At 58.2% G+C, this 17,990-nt stretch carries 9 protein-coding genes; 8 read left to right on the plus strand and 1 reads right to left on the minus strand.

Translation table 11 applies throughout. From position 1 onward, the window contains the following. Positions 1–36 precede the first annotated feature (36 nt). The 4 genes from WMO46_RS07090 to WMO46_RS07105 all read left to right on the plus strand — a co-directional run bounded on the left by WMO46_RS07090 (position 37) and on the right by WMO46_RS07105 (position 8,424). Complete coding sequence (locus tag WMO46_RS07090; protein WP_230312200.1) at positions 37–2,664, plus strand: zinc-dependent metalloprotease; 2,628 nt, start codon at positions 37–39, stop codon at positions 2,662–2,664. A gap of 153 nt (positions 2,665–2,817) precedes the next feature. Further along, positions 2,818–6,198, plus strand: coding sequence for a SusC/RagA family TonB-linked outer membrane protein (locus WMO46_RS07095; RefSeq protein ID WP_278966470.1), 3,381 nt, complete (start codon positions 2,818–2,820; stop codon positions 6,196–6,198). Between the two features lie 12 nt (positions 6,199–6,210). Then, positions 6,211–7,587, plus strand: coding sequence for a RagB/SusD family nutrient uptake outer membrane protein (locus tag WMO46_RS07100; RefSeq protein ID WP_349094072.1), 1,377 nt, complete (start codon positions 6,211–6,213; stop codon positions 7,585–7,587). A gap of 87 nt (positions 7,588–7,674) precedes the next feature. Further along, entirely contained in the window at positions 7,675–8,424 is a 750-nt protein-coding gene (locus tag WMO46_RS07105; RefSeq protein WP_349094073.1) for a LytR/AlgR family response regulator transcription factor, read from the plus strand. Between the two features lie 537 nt (positions 8,425–8,961). Here the strand turns inward: WMO46_RS07105 and WMO46_RS07110 are convergent. Continuing rightward, entirely contained in the window at positions 8,962–10,371 is a 1,410-nt protein-coding gene (locus WMO46_RS07110; RefSeq protein ID WP_019149349.1) for a Gfo/Idh/MocA family protein, read from the minus strand. Between the two features lie 463 nt (positions 10,372–10,834). On the opposite strand from WMO46_RS07110, the gene WMO46_RS07115 reads away from it, so the two are divergent. The 4 genes from WMO46_RS07115 to WMO46_RS07130 all read left to right on the plus strand — a co-directional run bounded on the left by WMO46_RS07115 (position 10,835) and on the right by WMO46_RS07130 (position 17,989). Further along, entirely contained in the window at positions 10,835–12,616 is a 1,782-nt protein-coding gene (locus WMO46_RS07115) for a right-handed parallel beta-helix repeat-containing protein (RefSeq protein ID WP_019149350.1), read from the plus strand. Between the two features lie 186 nt (positions 12,617–12,802). After that, positions 12,803–13,333, plus strand: coding sequence for an RNA polymerase sigma-70 factor (locus tag WMO46_RS07120; RefSeq protein WP_019149351.1), 531 nt, complete (start codon positions 12,803–12,805; stop codon positions 13,331–13,333). 57 nt (positions 13,334–13,390) lie between these two features. Beyond that, the gene (locus WMO46_RS07125; protein ID WP_349094074.1) at positions 13,391–14,422 is read left to right on the plus strand and encodes a FecR family protein; all 1,032 of its coding nucleotides are present in this window, start codon (positions 13,391–13,393) and stop codon (positions 14,420–14,422) included. A 90-nt stretch (positions 14,423–14,512) separates the two neighbouring features. After that, positions 14,513–17,989: a TonB-dependent receptor gene (locus tag WMO46_RS07130; RefSeq protein WP_349094075.1), complete on the plus strand. Its 3,477-nt coding sequence runs from the start codon at positions 14,513–14,515 to the stop codon at positions 17,987–17,989. Position 17,990: the final 1 nt, after the last annotated feature.

Genomic DNA, 17,990 nt, shown 5'->3' on the forward strand with positions numbered 1-17,990 from the left:
TGGATCGAGTATCCGAAAAAAACCGAGCAATAATAAATGAACACACGACGATTCACCCTGATGGCAGCTGCCCTGGCGACACTCTTCCTGCTGGCGGCCGCTCCTGCGGAGGCCAAGAAGAAGCCGGGCCGCAAATCGAAGAAAACCGAAGCCGCCGCCCCGAAGGCCGACTCGCTCAAAAAAGACAAGAAGAAAGGCTACGACGAATTGCTGAAAGGCGCCGTGACCGACAAGGGTCTGTTCGATGTCCACCGCAAAGGCACGGATTTCCTGTTCGAGATCCCCGACTCGCTGATGGGCCGCGACATCCTGATCGTCAACAAAATATCGGGCGTGCCCTACGCCCTGAACGACAGCGGCATCAACAAGGGCATGGGCTACGGCGAAAAGATCGTCCGTTTCCGCAAGGACACCCTCTATAAAAAAGTCTGGGTCATGACCTACGACCCGCGCATCACCTCGCCCGAGGGCGACCGCATCACCCGTTCGGTGAAGGACAACTACCGCGAAACGGCCATCGAACAGTTCCCGATCGAAGCCTACAACTCCGACTCCACGACGGTCGTCATCAAGGTCAACAAGGTCTTCGACGGCAGTGAAAAGAGCTTCAACAACGTCTTCGGGGCGCTCCGCATCAGCGGCTCCCCGAAAAAGGAGCTCTCGAAAATCGAGTCCGTGAAGTCGTTCCCCGAAAACATCGTCGTCAAATCGACCCTCTCGGGCTCGCACTCCGGCGAGGGAGGTTCGATGTCCGTCACCGTGGACATCACCTCGAACCTCGTGCTGCTGGCCGAGGAGCCGATGGTGGCCCGCTTCTCCGACGAGCGCGTGGGCTATTTCGAGATCGGACACCTCTATTTCAACGACAAACAGCAGAAGGCCGAAGAGCGGGCGTTCATCAACCGCTGGCGGCTGGAACCCAAGCCCGAGGACGTGGAACGCTACAAGCGCGGCGAACTGGTGGAGCCCCGGAAGCCGATCGTGCTCTGGATCGACCCGGCGACGCCCCCCGTATGGGTGCCCTACATCAAGAAAGGCATCGTCGAGTGGCAGGAGGCTTTCGAAGCCGCGGGATTCAAGAACGCCATCGTCGCCAAAGAGGTCGATCCCGACGACGAGGAGTTCGACATCGACGACGTGCGCTACTCGGTGGTGACCTATGCCGCCTCGGAAACGGCCAACGCCATGGGTCCCTCGGTGATCGACCCCCGCAGCGGCGAGATCATCGAAGCCGACATCATCTGGTGGCACAACGTCATGAGCATCCTTCAGGCATGGATTCGCCTGCAAACCGGCGCCGTAGACCCCCAGGCCCGCGGCAACGAACTCCCCACGGAACTGATGGGCAACGCCGTGCGCTTCGTTTCGTCGCACGAGCTGGGACACAGCCTCGGACTGAAGCACAATTTCGGCGCCTCGTATTCGGTGCCGGTGGATTCGCTCCGTTCGAAAACCTACACGGCGTCGCACGGCACGGCCAGCTCGATCATGGACTACGCCCGTTTCAACTACGTGGCGCAGCCCGAGGACGGCATCACGCAGCTGACGCCCAAGATCGGAACCTATGACAAACACGCGATCAACTGGGGCTACCGCTGGCTCGGCGCCAAAGACCCCCACGAAGAGCTGCCGACGCTCAACGCCTGGCTGCGCGAGCATGAGGACGATCCCGAATACTGGTACGGCGAACAACGGTTCCAGAACAACGAGGACCCCCGTTCGCAGTCGGAGGACCTGAGCGACGACGCCGTGGCGGCCAGCCTCTACGGGCTGAAGAACCTGCAACGCATCGTTCCCCACATCACGGACTGGACGGCGGCGGAAGGCGAACTGCAATACGAAAGCGGCCGCTTCCTGATGGCGATCGTCTTTCAATGGATGGCCTATGCCGACCACGTGAAGACCAACGTAGGCGGTTTCTACCTCAACAACGTCGTGGCGGGGCATGACATCGACCGCTACGTCCCGGTTCCGGCCGACTACCAGCGCAAGAGCGTCAAATACCTGATCGACCAGGTGTTCACCATCCCCGAATGGCTGTTCAGCGCCAAAGCCTGGAACAAAGCCTACGCCCAGCGGCTGTCGCCCGTGGGGATGATGGAGTACTCGCCCTACAACCTCGCGCGCGAACTCCAATACAAAGCCTACTACGAACTGCTGGCCGATGAACGCATGGTACGCATGTACGAAGTCGAGGCGCGGCAGGGACGCGGAGCGAAGACCTACACACCCGAACAGATGATGGACGACATCACCCGCGCGGTCTTCATCCGCCCCGGAGGCCGGACCCTCTCGATTTGGGAGCGCATGAGCCAGAAGAACTACCTCGACGCGCTGATCGTCTCGTCGAACATCACGATGGTCAAGACCACCAAGCTGGGATCGACGCTCCACGACCACGACGGACGCGGATGCTGTTCGCTGATGCAGGAGGCCCCGGAGGTGCATCTCGAACCGCTGCCGAGGCCCGAGGACATGCAGTTCCGCACGGCCCGCAACTACGAACTGATGAAGCGCGTCAGCGAAACGACCTCGGCCAAGCGCGCCGAGATGCGCAGGCTGCTGACTCTTGTGCAGAGCCGCACCGGAAGCGGCGACCAGGCGACCCGGAACCATTACCGGGACCTCGAACTGAGGCTGAAAGAAGCCTTGCGTATGTTATAGCGAAACACCCGAGCTGCAAAGCCGTCTTCCATCCGGAAAGACGGCTTTGCGGCTCCTGAAAGGGAGGCGAAACAGATTACAGATTAAAACATATTCGCACGATATAACTCCGAATTGACACAAAAAGAACTCAAACACATTTATTTTTACAGCATGAAAAAACTCCTTACGCTATTCGTCCTGATCTGTCCGCTGCTGGCGCTGGCCCAGCAGACCCGGCAGATCACCGGCCAGGTCCTCGACCGCGCCGACGGTACGCCGCTGGTAGGCGCCACCGTCTTCATCGCGCCCGAAGAGACTCAGGCCAAGAACTACAACCCGCAGGGAACCATCGTCTACGAACAGGGGCGTTTCGCCTTCAAACTGCCCGTGAGCGTCAAGAAAGTCGTGGTCAGCTACCTCGGCTACGAGGCACAGACCATCGACATCTCGGGAAAAAGCAACTTCACGATCTACCTCTCGGCGACGGAAAGCAAGATGGACGCCGTCGTGGTGACCGGCTATCAGCGCATCGAGAAGCGCAAGCTGACTTCGTCGATCGCCAATGTCAAGATGGCGGACATCGCCCGCGACGGCGTGGCGAGCGTCGATGAAATGCTCTCGGGCTCGATCGCAGGTCTGACCTCGACCCCCACGACGGGCGCCCCGGGCGGAGCCAGCAAGGTCAAGATCCGCAGTACGGTGACGCTGAACGGCAACACCGACCCGCTGTGGGTGCTGGACGGCATGCCGCTCGAAGGCAACGACATCCCCTCGGACTGGTCGTCGAAAGAGAACGTCGATAATCTCTACAACATGTCGATCGCAGGTCTCAACCCGGCCGACATCGAGGACATCACCGTGCTGAAAGACGCCGCGGCGACGGCCATCTACGGAGCCCGCGCAGCCAACGGCGTCATCATCATCACCACCAAGAAAGGCCGCCGCAACCAGGCCACGCGCGTCAACGTTTCGGCATCGCTCTTCGTGACCGACCGTCCCAACCTCGACAAACTGAACCTGATGAACGCCTCGCAGAAGGTCGATCTCGAATTGGCATTGGCCGCCAACGGACGGCTCAACTACCGGCAAAACATGGGCGGCGTAGCCCGTATTCTGGACCAGGCCGACGAACGGGCTGCGCTTCGAGAAGGCGGCTTCGCAGCGCTTACGCCCGAAACGCAGGCCGCCATCAATGCCCTGCGCAAGGACGGCACCGACTGGGGCAAGGAGATTTATCAGGTGGCGCTCAACCAGCAGTACAGCTTCAGCATCTCGGGCGGCGGCAACAAGGCCAGCTACTACTTCTCGGGCGGCTACTACGACGAACAGGGAACGACCGTCGGAACAGGATTCGAGCGTCTGAATCTCACGATGAAAACCGACTACGACCTGCTGAAAAACCTGCGCTTCGGCGCCTCGGTGTTCGTAGGACAGAACAAAAACAGCTCCTACCTCTCGGATACGGACGTTTTCACCAACCCTTCGCAGTACACCCGCACGGTGAACCCCTATCTGAACGCCTACAATCCCGACGGCAGCTATGTCTACGACCCCGACATGAGCGTATATCAAGGCAATAACGACAATGTGCTGGACTTCAATTTCCTCGAAGAGCGGGCCCGCACGGAGTATATGCTCAAAACGCGGTCGATGAAGACCATCTTCGATCTCGACTACCAACCGGTGAAGGGACTGCGCATCTTCACCCAGTTCGGCTTGCAGGTCGATAACTCGATGACCGAGAAAATGGCCCAGGAAAACACCTATTTCACCCGTAAATACGCGCTCCAATCGCGTGTGGACGGCGTTACGTATATGCCCAAGGGAGGTATCATCCAGAACTGGAACAGCGATATGTCGCAGTACACCTGGAAAGCACAGGCCGAATACTCCGGCAACTTCGCCCAACGGCACGAGATAGACCTGATGGCCGGTATGGAGATGCGCGGAACGACCAACACCACCGTCCACACCAAAGGCTTCGGCTACGACCACAAGACGATGGTCACCAAACCGATGACCGTACCGGCCGGCGACGACGGCAAGGACCTGGCCAACAACAAGTATTTCAAACAGTACGAGAAATCGTTCTACGAAAACCGCTATCTCTCGTACTTCTTCACCGGATCGTACACCTATGACAACCGCTACACGATCTTCGGCTCGATGCGCTACGACGGCACGAACCTCTTCGGCGTCGATCCCAAGTACAAGTTCAACCCCATGTGGTCGATCTCGGGTGCGTGGAGCGTCAATCGCGAAAAATTCCTGCGCGATGCCAAATGGCTCGACAATCTGCGGCTGAGGGCTTCCTACGGAGCACAGGGCAACATCGACCGCTCGACATCGCCCTACATTCTCGGAACATGGAGCACGCGAACGATCGGCGGAGGCATCGAGGAAAGTATCAACGTCACGTCGCCGCCCAACCAGAACCTGCGCTGGGAGACCACCTACACGTGGAATGCAGCCCTCGATTTCGCGGCCCTCGAAAACCGCATCGGATTTACGTTCGAGATATACGGCCGCCGCAGCAAGGACCTGATCACGACCCGCACGATCCCTTCGGAAACGGGCTTTACCTCCACGTCGAGCAATTACGGTGAAATGTCGAGCAAGGGTATCGAGTTCACACTCAATACGGTGAATGTCCGCACGCGCAATTTCCGCTGGGAAACCTCGTTCAACATCGCACATAACACCGACAAGGTGGACAAGATACTCATCGACGACAACAGCTGGCTGCCCACGAAGCAAGGGCACTCCTCGAGCGCCGTATTCGCCCTCAAAACCGCCGGGCTCGACGAATATGGCATTCCGATGTTCTGGAAGGACGGACAGAAGGTCAGCCTCCAGGAGTTCGTGGATTTCCGCGTCGAGGCCATCGACGAATGGGGCATCGGATTCTACGAATACAAACCCCAGATGAACCAGTCGCGCGCGGCTGTCCGCGACCGCTTCTCCTATATCGGATCGTTCAATCCCGACATAACGGGAGGTTTCAACAACCGGTTCTTCTTCAAAGGATTCGACCTGGCCGTTTCGTGCAATTTCGTATTCGGCCAGCTCGTGTCGCGCACTCCGTTCTACTCCCCGACGCAAACCAGTCCCGGACAGAACTACACGACCGAGATGAACAAAGTATGGTCGCCGGAGAACGTCTCGGGAATCTATCCCGCACTCACCGGCGGACTGCAAGCCGACGCTACGGCCTGGGGCGACTGGGATGACAATCCGGACCCCTACCGCGTCTATAACTGGATATTGGAGCAGTCCAACCAGTGGAGCAGCAGCAGCATCTTCAACACGCTCGACATCTGGTACAAGAAAATCAACTATTTCCGTGTGAACAGCATCCGGCTGGGATACGCCTTCCCGGAGAAGATCACCCGCAAACTCCACATGGCCGGACTCCGCGTTCATTTCGAGGCCCGCAACCCGTTCGTCATCGCCTCGAACTACGACGGATATTTCGATCCGGAGTCCTACGGAAGCATCTACTCGCAACCGATGGCACGCACCTACTCGGTCGGTCTCAACATCACCTTCTAACACGTTCCGAACATGAAAAAAACAATATACATACTGCTCGCCGCAATGGGGTTCGCCTCGTGCAACTATCTGGAAATCGAACCCGTCGGCAAGGTAATTCCCCACAAGACCTCGGAGTTCCGCGCCCTGCTCACAGAGGGTTACCAGAGTTTTCCGTTCTACAACTCGAAAACCTTCACGGGATTGTTGTCGGATGAAATCGGAGTTTTCGTCGAAGGCAAGTTCTATACGGCTTCGGATGCCATAGCGCTTTCGTACAACTATACCTGGCAGTACGGAAGCCAAATGCGGGAGTATCCCTATCAGGAATACTATCGCACGATATTCTACGCCAACGCCGTGATCGACGGGGTGATGGATTCCGACGCCGACACCGATGCCTCGGACTCCAAGGAGCAGATCCTCGGCGAGGCTTATGCACTGCGGGCTTATGCGCATTTCGATCTGACGAACCTGTACGGCAAGCCCTACGATCCGGAAACCGCTGCCACGGACCGCACCGCTCCCCTTTCGACCACCATCGACATCGAACAGATATACCGCCCGAGCAACGTGGCTGCCATATACGAGCAGATCGTGGAAGACATCGAAAACGCCGAGCGGCTAATGACCGTCGAGAAACAGCCCGACGCGACCCGCAATTACCGCTTCTCGGCCGATGCGCTCATGGGTTTCAAGGCCCGCGTCATGCTTTATATGCGCAACTGGCAGGCAGCATACGACTCGGCGAAAAGCCTGCTGCCGAAATACAACCTGGTGGATTTCAATGCCGCGGTGGAAACCAATGCCCTGCCGTGGAAAGCGACCTCGGAAGAAGCCATTCTGGCATGGGAGCGTCCGTTCAGCTTCAGCAGCGGAGACCTGATCGCCGCCTGCGTAATTTCGGAGAAGATTCTGAATCTGATCGACGAAACGAAGGACAAACGCCGCGCCTATCTCAAAGCGGTGAACGTCTACGATGAAACCTGGACTCCGACGTTGGTGGGATACGGTGTCAACCGGGCGACGGGCGACCGCGTGTCAATCCGTATCGCCGAGATGTATCTCATCGCCGCCGAAGCCGGATCGTATCTCCCCTCGGAGCTGAACAATGCAAAAAAATACCTGCTCGATCTGCAAAAAAAGCGGCTCACGCCCGAGGGATACGCCGCAAAAAAAACAGCCATCGAGGCAATGAACGCCGAACAGCTGCGTGCGGAAGTTGCCGACGAACGGGCCCGCGAACTGCTGATGGAAGGACACCGCTGGATGGACCTGCGCCGCACGACGCGTCCATCCATCACCAAGACCCACAACGGTTCGACCTACACGCTTACCGAGAACGACTCGCGTTACACGTTGCCGTTCCCGCAGTCGGCCGTCAACAACAACCCCCATCTGAACGACTAAACGGGAAGGGACTCGCATATCGGGGTCCGCAGCAAAAAAACAGCCCGGTTTTTGCACCGGACTGTTTTTTTTGTAATTTTACACGTCATGAAAGCCATCATCATCGAAGACGAACCGTTGTCGGCTGCCGAACTGCGCACGTCGCTGGCCGAGGTGGCCCCGTACATCGAAGTCGTAGCCACGGCTTCGTCGGTCGCCGAAGCCGCCGAGACGGTGGGCCGTGTCGAACACGACCTGATCTTCATGGACATTCACCTCGAAGACGGCAGCGGATTCGACATCTTCGAACGCGCCGATATCACCGTGCCGGTCATCTTCATCACGGCGTACGATTCCTATGCGCTGAAAGCCTTCGAGAACAAGGGCATCGACTACCTGCTGAAACCCTTCGGTCTGGACGACCTCCGGCGGGCCATAGATAAGCTGGGACTTCTGTCGGGGGGGGGAATCGCGTCTGCGGAGCACGGCGCCTCGATGCAGACGCCTCCGGTATACCAGGAACGGTTCCTGGTGCACATGGGCGCCCGGATGCGATCCGTCACCACGGCGGAGATCGCCTATTTCATGGCTGACGGCAAGTATCTCCACCTGATGACGCACGACGGAAAAGACTACATCCTCGACCGTTCGCTGACCGACGTGGGCGAGAAACTGCCGCCGAACCTCTTTTTCCGCATCAACCGCCGTTTCATCGTCTCGTTCGACGCCATCCGGGAGATGATCCGTTATTCGGGAAGCCGCATCAAGGTCCTGCTCAACCCGCCCCTCGCCGAAGGCGAGGAGGCGTTCGTCAGCACCGACCGCGTGCCCGACTTTCGCGAATGGCTGAACCGGTAACCGACCGTTTTTCGATTTCAAGCGAACGAGTTTCGCGCATCGTGAAAAACGGGGCGGATGGATCGTACTCGAAGTACTATCCATTCACATCCAGATAGAGTTGTAACTTAAAAAGTTATGACTCTATTTGCATATAGCGGGTAATGGTTCGGAAACGATTGTGTGCATTTGTTCGCATCTGCTTTCCATCCTGTCAAACAACTTCAAATTGTTGAGTGCAAATTTAAATAGGAAATGTTGCGTTTCGTGGGTCTAACCTATCTGGATCGTTAATTATTCCTGATGGAGTCGTAGAAATCCTATACATTTGCTACCGCATCTTTAATCCTATCATCTTCTTTAGCTGAAACTGTTCGCCGGGCAGTGGCACACGATGCCGATGCTGGTCCACGCCCACGGACAGTCCGCCTCGCCGACCTCCTTGGGCAAAGAGTTCATAGTCTTCGTCTCGCCGGGACGGTGAACCGCTTGTCGGCCGAAGCGTACTCGTCCCCGGCCCCGCAATTCCCTCCGTACAATATTGTTCCCGTATCCGGATCAGCGCACACCGGCGAACTCCAACCGGCTCAGTTTCTTCCAGGCCCCGCGCGTGAAGTCGGGAATCTCGACGGGGCGGCTTCCGGCAAGCACCGACCGCTCGCTCAGCTCCACGATGCACGACCATTCGGCCGCATCGTACACGTCCATATCCAGCGGCAGACCGCGGCGCAGACAATAGACGAGCCGGTAGTCCATGATGAAATCCATCCCTCCGTGGCCGCCTACCCGGCGGGCCAGTTCACCGATCTCCCGGCTGAAAGGGTGCTCGTAACGGGCCAGCAGGGAATCCATCCGCGCTTCGTCGAGCGCCGAGTGGGCGTCGGGTTCCAGTGCGATCTGTTTCACGGGGTATTTCCGGGCAAACCCTTTGGTGCCGCTGAGCAGATGAATACGGCTGTACGGCCGCGGCGAAGTGACGTCGTGCTGTATCAGGATGCTTTTCCCCTTTGCGGTACGGATAAGCGTCGTGTTCATATCTCCCAGCCGGTAATCCGCGGCTTCCGGCGCTTCTTCGCCGAAACGTTCGGCGGCATAGCGCGTCATACCGAACTGGCCGCTTGAAAGCGACACCAGCCAGGTCATCCGGTCGCCGCGGTGGATGTTCAGTGCCTGGCAGACGGGCCCCAGCCCGTGCGTGGGATAGGGGTTGCCTGTGTGTTCACGGCTGTACTCCCTGCGCCAGTAGTTCCAGTAGCCCGACGGACCTTTGCCTCTCCCGGCTTTTCCGACGCCCGGAACGTAACTGCCGTCCTCCCAGCGGCTGTTGAAACTAAGTTCGCGCAGATCGTGGATATAAGCCCCTTCGGCATGCACGATCTCCCCGAATAACCCCTGCTGCGCCATATTGAGGGTCGCCAGTTCGAAGAAATCGTAACAGCAGTTTTCGAGCATCATGCAATGGCGGCGGGTCTTCTCGGCCGTATCGACCAGTTTCCAGCACTCCTCCACGGTAACGGCCGCAGGCACCTCCACGGCTACGTGTTTGCCCTGTTCCATGGCGTAAACCGCCATGGGCGTATGGCTCAGCCAGTCGGTGCTGATGTAGACCAGATCGATGTCGCGGCGTTCGCAGAGCTGCTTCCAGCCGTCCGGACCCGTATACTCCGCAGCCTTCGGTCTCGACTTTTCCCGGAGCACGGCCTGGCTGCGTGCGAGATTTGCCTCTTCCAGATCGCAAAGGGCCACGACCTCCACGCTGTCGAGGTACATGAACCGTTCGACGGCGCCGATGCCGCGCATGCCCAGCCCGATGAACCCGACCCGGACGACTGGAATCGGATCGCATGCGAGGGCTATGACATCGGACTGTCCCGCCGGGCGTTCCTGCGTATGGTCGCAGCCGGCCGAACAGCCGCCGAGGAGGATCGAAAGTAATACGAAAATGATTGTTGTGATAGGTTTTTTCATCTCTGTACATGATTAGGTTTACGGAAAACGGAAATCCCGTCGCCGGAAGCTGTCTGCGCAGATGAACGGCCTGTCCTGAACCGATGACGGTGCAATGATAGGAATTAATTGCGATACGGCAAAAGAAAACCGGGAAATTGACAAATTTATTTTCCGGGCGTAAGGGTGACGGATATTTTTCGTGTCATTTTTATGAAACAGATGTCCCGCATCGCCGCCTAAACCACGGTACTGCTGGTATTTGCGCAACTGCAACGGCCGTGCAAAAACTATCCTGAACCGAATGAAACGAATCTGAAAACTTCGAGCCTATGTAGAACCGCCATACGATTCCGAAACTTCCGCACACCGGGGCGGGCGCATCCGCCGCCCCCGCAAAACAACCATCACGACAGCCGCCGGGACGGGACGACCGAACGATCGTTCGTCCCGACGCAAATCAAACCTTTAACACGAAACTTTTATGAACTTCAGAAAACTGGGAACGATCCTTCTGGGACTTTCGGCCGCACTCATGCTCTCCTGCTCTGACAGCGACACGGGCGATGGTCCCGCAGCCGGCGACGGGCTCACCGTCAGCCCCCTGACCATCGAGGCGGGCGCAACGGCTGAAACACATGACATCGAGATCAAGACCAAAGCCCCCTGGGAGGCGCAGGCAAACAAGGATTTTATCAAAGTGAGCCCTTCGTGGGGCATCGGCAACGCCACGATGGTCATCACCGTCGAAAAGAACCGCACGCAGGAGAAACGCAGCGCCGTCGTCGTGGTATGGATCGACGAAGAGAACGCCCGGGAGATTACGATCACCCAGGCAGCCGGGACCGAAGCCCCGGCCGGCGAACGTAAATTCTATGTGACCGGAAACGGCTCCACCGACAATTCGGGCCTCTATTGGGATGAACCTACGACCCTCGAATGGGCGCTCGGGGAGGCTGTTGCCGGTGAGGAGATCCACATTGCGGCCGGAACCTACACCCCGACCAAGTTCCTGACGGGCACCGAGACCTCCGGCGACGACAACAACAAGACCTTCGAAATCAACAAGAACATCACCCTCATAGGCGGCTATCCGGTCGCTCCGGAGGAGGGCGCGGTCGCCGATCCGGCAGTCAACAAGACCATCCTCAGCGGCAAACTCTCGGAAACTGCGAACGCCTATCACGTCATGGTGATCAGCGCCCCGCTCGCAGAGGGCGAATCGGTGAAAGTCAAAGGCCTCTACATCCAGGACGGCGTTGCGGTGGCCAAACTCGGTCCCACGGTCAACGGAGAACCCTGCCAGACCCGCAACGGCGGCGGACTCGTCGTACAGGGAGCCACCCGGGCCGAACTGGAAGACTGCGTCATTGCCAACAACACGGCCGAGACCCACGACGGCGGCGGCGTGTACCTCAAAAAGGCCAAAGAGGCGAAATTCACCCGCTGCCAGATCCGGGACAACAAAACGAACGGCGCCGGAGCTCCCGCCGCCGGTATCTGCAACGACTGCTCGGTGCTCTATCTGTACGACTGTACGTTCGAGAACAACCAGTCGGGCGGTAACAGCGCGGCCATCCAGGCGGCAGGCGGCGGTGGTATCACGGCCGAAACCTACGCCTTCAACTGTACGTTCAACAAGAACAGCGCCGGAGTCCTCGGGGACAGCCGTGACGCCGCCGGATACTACTGCTTGTGGACTGCCAAAGCAGCTTTCGTGAACTGTACCTTCTACGAGAACAAGGTTATCGGCGGCCAGCGGGGCGGTGCCCTGAACGTAAACTCGGGCGACCTCGACGTCATCAACTGCACCATCCACAAGAACGACGGAAAGAGCATGGGCGGCGGTATCCAGATACGCACGGCCGACGCGAAGGTACGGATCTACAACTCGGTCATCGCCGGAAATATCGCCACGACAGCCGGCATGGAAGATATCGGCTACGACAACGAATCGGCCGCCAGGGCCGTGATCCGCAACTCGGTGGTCGGCACGGCGGTTTACAACGCCGGCGGAAGCATCGCCGAGGGAGTGTCGTTCGATGCGGCGACGATGTTCGGTAGCTTCGGAAATAACGGCGGCCACACCAGCACGATCGCCCTGACCGGTTCGGACAATCCGGCAGTCACGGGCGGCATGAGTGCCAGCGAACTGAGCGCATTGGTGAAGGACACGCTCGTACCCGCGGCCGATGCCGCCCTCGTCACCAAAGACCAGACGGGGGTAGACCGTTCGGGCAAGCAGATGGGCGCCTGCGTCCGGTAAGCAAACGTCCACGGGCGCAGGCGCAGTGCGCCCGTGGACTGTTTTACCCCGTTTGCATCCCGGAGAGCGACGAAACGAAAATTTTGATATATTTGTATCGTTGCCCTCCGTCTGGACGGAAAGCGAAACGATGATATTCACGAATCCGAATACCCGAACGTTTTGAAAGAGTTCAACGATCGCCTATTGCTTGAACTACTTAAAAAGGATGACGAAAAAGCATTCAGCCTCCTTTTCGAGAGCTATTATGTCCCTTTGTGCCGGTATGCGAGACTGATCCTGAAATCCGAACAACCGGCGGAGGAGGTGGTGATGAACGTCTTCATCTACATTTGGGAAAACAGGACACGGATCGAAATCAAAAGTTCGTTGTGCGCTTATCTGTTCCGGTCGGTAAGGAACCGGTGCATCAATTACCTCCGCGACAACGCACCTTCGGTTTACCTGAGCGACGTGATGGTCGAACTGTGCAGCGAGGAGAACCGCGACATGGAGGTCGAAGAGTTGAACCATTTCATCGAAGAGGCCATCCTGTCCCTGCCCGACAAATGCCGGGACGTATTTCTGAAGAGCCGCAACGAGGAGATGTCCAACCGCGAGATCGCCGAACAACTGAACATTTCGGTAAAGACGGTCGAGGCACAGATCACCAAAGCGCTCAAAACGATTCGCAGCTACATAACGGATAAGATGGTCCTTTTATGGATGTTTTTTTGAAACCTGCGGCTTTTCGCGTAAGGGTTGCACCTGTTTTTCGTGTCCTACCTGTATATTATGGATAAGATGAGTATCGGCAAAGACATACCTTGGGATGAAATAATCGCCCGCCTGAAACGAACCTCCACCCCCGGGCAGGAGGCCCGCCTCGAAGCCTGGCTTGCCAGCGACTCCAACGCACGCATCTACCGCGAGCTGACCGGGTTGTGGGAAAGCATTTCACGGCAGGCGGCCTACGAACCGGATGTCGAAAAGGGCTGGCGCGAACTCTCTGCCTGGACCATCGGTGCGACTGCGAAAAAAGCATCGGAACCCCGACTGCCGGCCAGACGTTCCGGGAAACTGCTCCGTTGGGCCGTTGCGGCTGCTGCCGCCGTCTGTCTCGTCGCAGGCGGACACGTGCTGTCGCAGCTCGCCGGCGGGTCCGCAGCGGAAGAGGAGCTCCGTATACAGCAGTACTCCACGATCCGCGGGAAGTCCGAAATCCTGTTGTCCGACGGAACCAGAATCTTCATGCGCAACAACACGACGCTCACGCTGAACACTGGAATCGGAAACGGCGAACGGGTGGTACGGTTGTCGGGCGAGGCATTCTTCAACGTGGCGAAGGACGAAAAGCGGCGTTTCGTCGTGGAGACCGGGGACCTGACGGTTGCCGTGCACGGCACGGAGTTCAACGTCCGCACGACCGAAGTGTCGGGCAAAACGGTAGTCGGCCTCATCGAAGGATCGGTGTCGCTGAATCGGGCCGGGAAAGAGTTTTTCATGGTCCCCGGCGAGATCGCCGACTGCGACTCCGCAGGACGCATCACCATCTCCCAGGGAAATGTCGAACTCGAACGGTGCTGGTCGAAGGAAAAGCTGGTCTTCCGGGAGAAGAACCTGCAATACATCAGCCATTACCTTTCGCGGTGGTACGACATCCGGATAAGCGTCGATCCCGCGATAGCGACCGAATACGTCTACACGTTCACCCTCGGCAACGAACCGGTCGAGGAGGTCATGCGGATCATGGCCCGTCTGAATCCCATAGAATACCGCTTTACGGAAGACAACTGTCTTCGCATATCGAAAAAACGGGGTTTGTAACTACAAGGCAACATATCGAATCTGCAATCGGGCAGCTGTCGGAAAAGCCGGCAGCCAGCCTCCTGCAACGCTAACTTTAACCTTAAAAATATGAAATCAAGACTTTTCCTCGTTACCTTCCTGCTCGTATTGTGGGGAGGGGTAACATTCGGCCAGGGCCGGGGGACGGAGAAGAGGATCACGGCCAGTTTTTCCGGCATCCCCCTTTCCGAAGCCATCGGCACCATCGAAAAAACGAGCGGATACACGTTCTTCTACGACGTCAAAAAAACAGACCTGACCCAAAAAGTCTCGCTCTCGGCGCGGAATATGCCCGTCGCGGAAGCGATCGGCAGCATGCTGAAGACGACTAACCTGGGATTCGAGATCGCCAACATGCAGGTCGTGCTTTTCCTGAAGGAGAAGAAATCTGCGGCACCGCAGTCGAAGGAGATCGACGTAACAGGCAAGGTAACCGACCACGAAGGCAATCCGCTGGTCGGGGTCACCGTCGTCACGGAGACCGGTAACCGCGGCACCACGACCGGGAACGACGGACGCTTCTTCATCCGCGTACCTCAGGGCGCATACCTCATCGTCTCCTACCTGGGCTATGAGAACCAGACCCTCAAAGCCGCACCGAACATGTCGGTCACACTCAAAGAGGACAGCAAGAGCATGGAGGCGGTCGTCGTCGTGGGTTACGGCACGCAGAAAAAGGCCAACCTGCTGGGTGCGGTATCACAAGTAACTTCCGAAGAGCTCAAGGACCGGCCGGTATCGTCGCTGGGCAAGGCCCTGCAAGGCGTGATCCCCAACCTCAACATCACCTACGGCTCCGGACTCCCGGGCGCCGAGACCAACCTCAACATCCGCGGCGTAGCGTCGATCAACGGCAGCGGAGCGCCGCTCGTGCTCATCGACGGCATCGAAGGCAACATCGACCGGGTGAACCCCAACGACGTGGAGTCGGTATCGGTGCTCAAGGACGCGGCCTCGGCGGCGATCTATGGCGCCCGCGCCGGTTTCGGCGTGATCCTGATCACCACGAAAAACAACGCCGACGGCAAAATGCGCATCAATTACAGCGGTCGTTTCAGCGTTTCGGACCCGACGACCTGCACGGATTTCATCACGACCGGTTACGATGCGGCCGTTCTCGCCGACGAGTTCAACAAGTCCTACAACGGCAGCCCCTACACTCGCTATGACGGAGACGACTTCCGTCAGCTGTACCAGCGCCGCAACGACCGGACCGAGAATCCCGACAGGCCCTGGGTCGTCCAGAAAAACGGCAAATACATGTACTACGCCAACTTCAACTGGTACGATTACCTCTTCGACTACACCCAGCCTACGTGGGATCATGACCTGAGCATCAGCGGCGGCAACGAAAAGTTCAACTATCTGGTCAGCGGCAACCACTACACCAAAGAGGGTCTCTACGCCCAGAACACCGACAAATACACGACCAACAACCTGAACATGAAGTTCGGCGCCCAGGTCAAACCGTGGCTGTCGATCAACGGAGCCGCCCGCCTGTTCCATTCGAACTACCGTTCGCCGGGCTACGACTTCGAGGACGGCGGCAACATTCCCAACTACACTTTCCACGCAATGCCTTTCGTGACGCCCTACAACCCCGACGGTTCGAGCGTCTACACCACCGAGGTCACGGGATCGGCCCCGGCCGACGGCATGGCGGCGGCAGTAACGCAGGGCAAGGCGTTTTCGCAATTGAAACAGACCCAGTATACCACGACGATCGGAGGCGTGATCACACCCCTCAAGGGATGGAGTATTGTCGGAACCTTCAGCTACAAGCGTTACCACCGGGAAAAGTCGTTCCGCTCGGCCAACATCACCTATTCGGACGCTTACGGAGAGATGAAAACGGCTACGACCGGGTTCTTCAATGACAAGCTGCGCGAAAATTCGGCCGTCGAGGAACATTACACCTATGATCTCTACACGACCTACGAGCGCAGCATCAACCGGCATAATTTCAAGATCCTCGCCGGTATGAACCACGAGACATACCGCTACAAGCTCGTCTACGGCGCCAAGTCCTCGCTCCAGTCCGACTACCTCAACGACCTCAACCTGGGAACGGGCGTGGCCGAGGCATCGGGCGGCCAGAGCCGCTGGGCGCTGCTCGGCTTCTTCGGCCGGGGAACCTACGACTACGCCGGAAAATACCTCGCCGAGGTGAACTTCCGCTGGGACGGTTCGTCCCGCTTCCCGAAACACGACCGGTGGGGCTTCTTCCCCTCCGTGGCCCTCGGCTGGAGGATCAGCGAGGAGAATTTCATGGAACCGGTCCGCAAGGTGATCGACAACGTCAAACTGCGTGCGTCGATCGGTTCGCTCGGAAATCAGGCCATCGCCGACAGCTATCCCTACATTCAGTCGCTGAGCCCCTCGCTCTCGACCTCCTACCTGATGAACGGCAACAAGATCTACATCACCGGCCTCGGCGCCCCGCAGTCGGGCGACCTGACCTGGGAGACGATCATAACGAAGAATCTCGGCCTCGACCTGGGATTCTTCGGAAACCGCCTGACGGCGACCGCCGATTTCTACATCCGGGACACGAAGGACATGCTCATCCCGGGCAAGGAGCTTCCGGGCGTCTACGGCATGGCCTCGCCGAACATGAATGCCGGCGACCTGCGCACCCGCGGATACGAGATCACGCTCGGCTGGCAGGACCGCTTCAACCTCTGCAAAAAGCCCTTCTCCTACAACGTCAGCCTCACCCTTGCCGACAGCAAGGCCAAGATCACGAAGTTCGACAACCCGACCAACTCTCTGCGAACCTACATCGTCGGGCGCGACGTGGGCGAAATATGGGGTTACCACATCGAAGGACTGTTCCGGACCGATGCCGAAGCCGCCAACCGCAAGATAGACCAGAGTTTCGTGAACCCGAACATCTACAACGAGGCCGTTGGCGCCTACCGCGGCTTGCAGGCCGGCGACCTCATCTATGCCGACCTGGATGACAGCGGCGCGGTTGACTACGGCGACTACACCTCCGACAACCCCGGCGACCTGCGTGTGATCGGCAACTCGCGGCCGCGCTACCATTACAGCATCAATGCGGGTTTCACCTGGTACGGGTTCGACTTTTCGGTGTTCTTTCAGGGCATCGGCCGCCAGCACATCTATCCGGGAGCCAACAACATGCTCTTCTGGGGTCCCTATGCCCGGCCGTACTCCTCGTTCATTCCGACCACGTTCCTGACGGACGTGTGGACGGAAGACACTCCCAACGCCTATTACCCCAAAGTCCGCGGCTATGCCGCACAAGGCTCGCGGTCGCTCGCCCAGACCAACGACCGGTATCTGCAAAATCTCGCCTACTGCCGTTTGAAAAACCTGACTTTCGGCTATACGCTTCCCTCGTCGCTGACCTCCAAGATACGGGTCGAGAAAATCCGCGTCTATTTCAGCGGGGACAACCTCTTCACATGGACCAAACTGAAAAGCGACTACCTCGATCCCGAGCAAATGACCTCCGATGCGAACGGACGCGTCTATCCTTTTTCGAGAACTTTCTCATTCGGCGTCGACATCAGTTTCTAAA

It is taken from the genome of Alistipes intestinihominis, from assembly GCF_040095975.1.
GTDB lineage: Bacteria > Bacteroidota > Bacteroidia > Bacteroidales > Rikenellaceae > Alistipes > Alistipes senegalensis.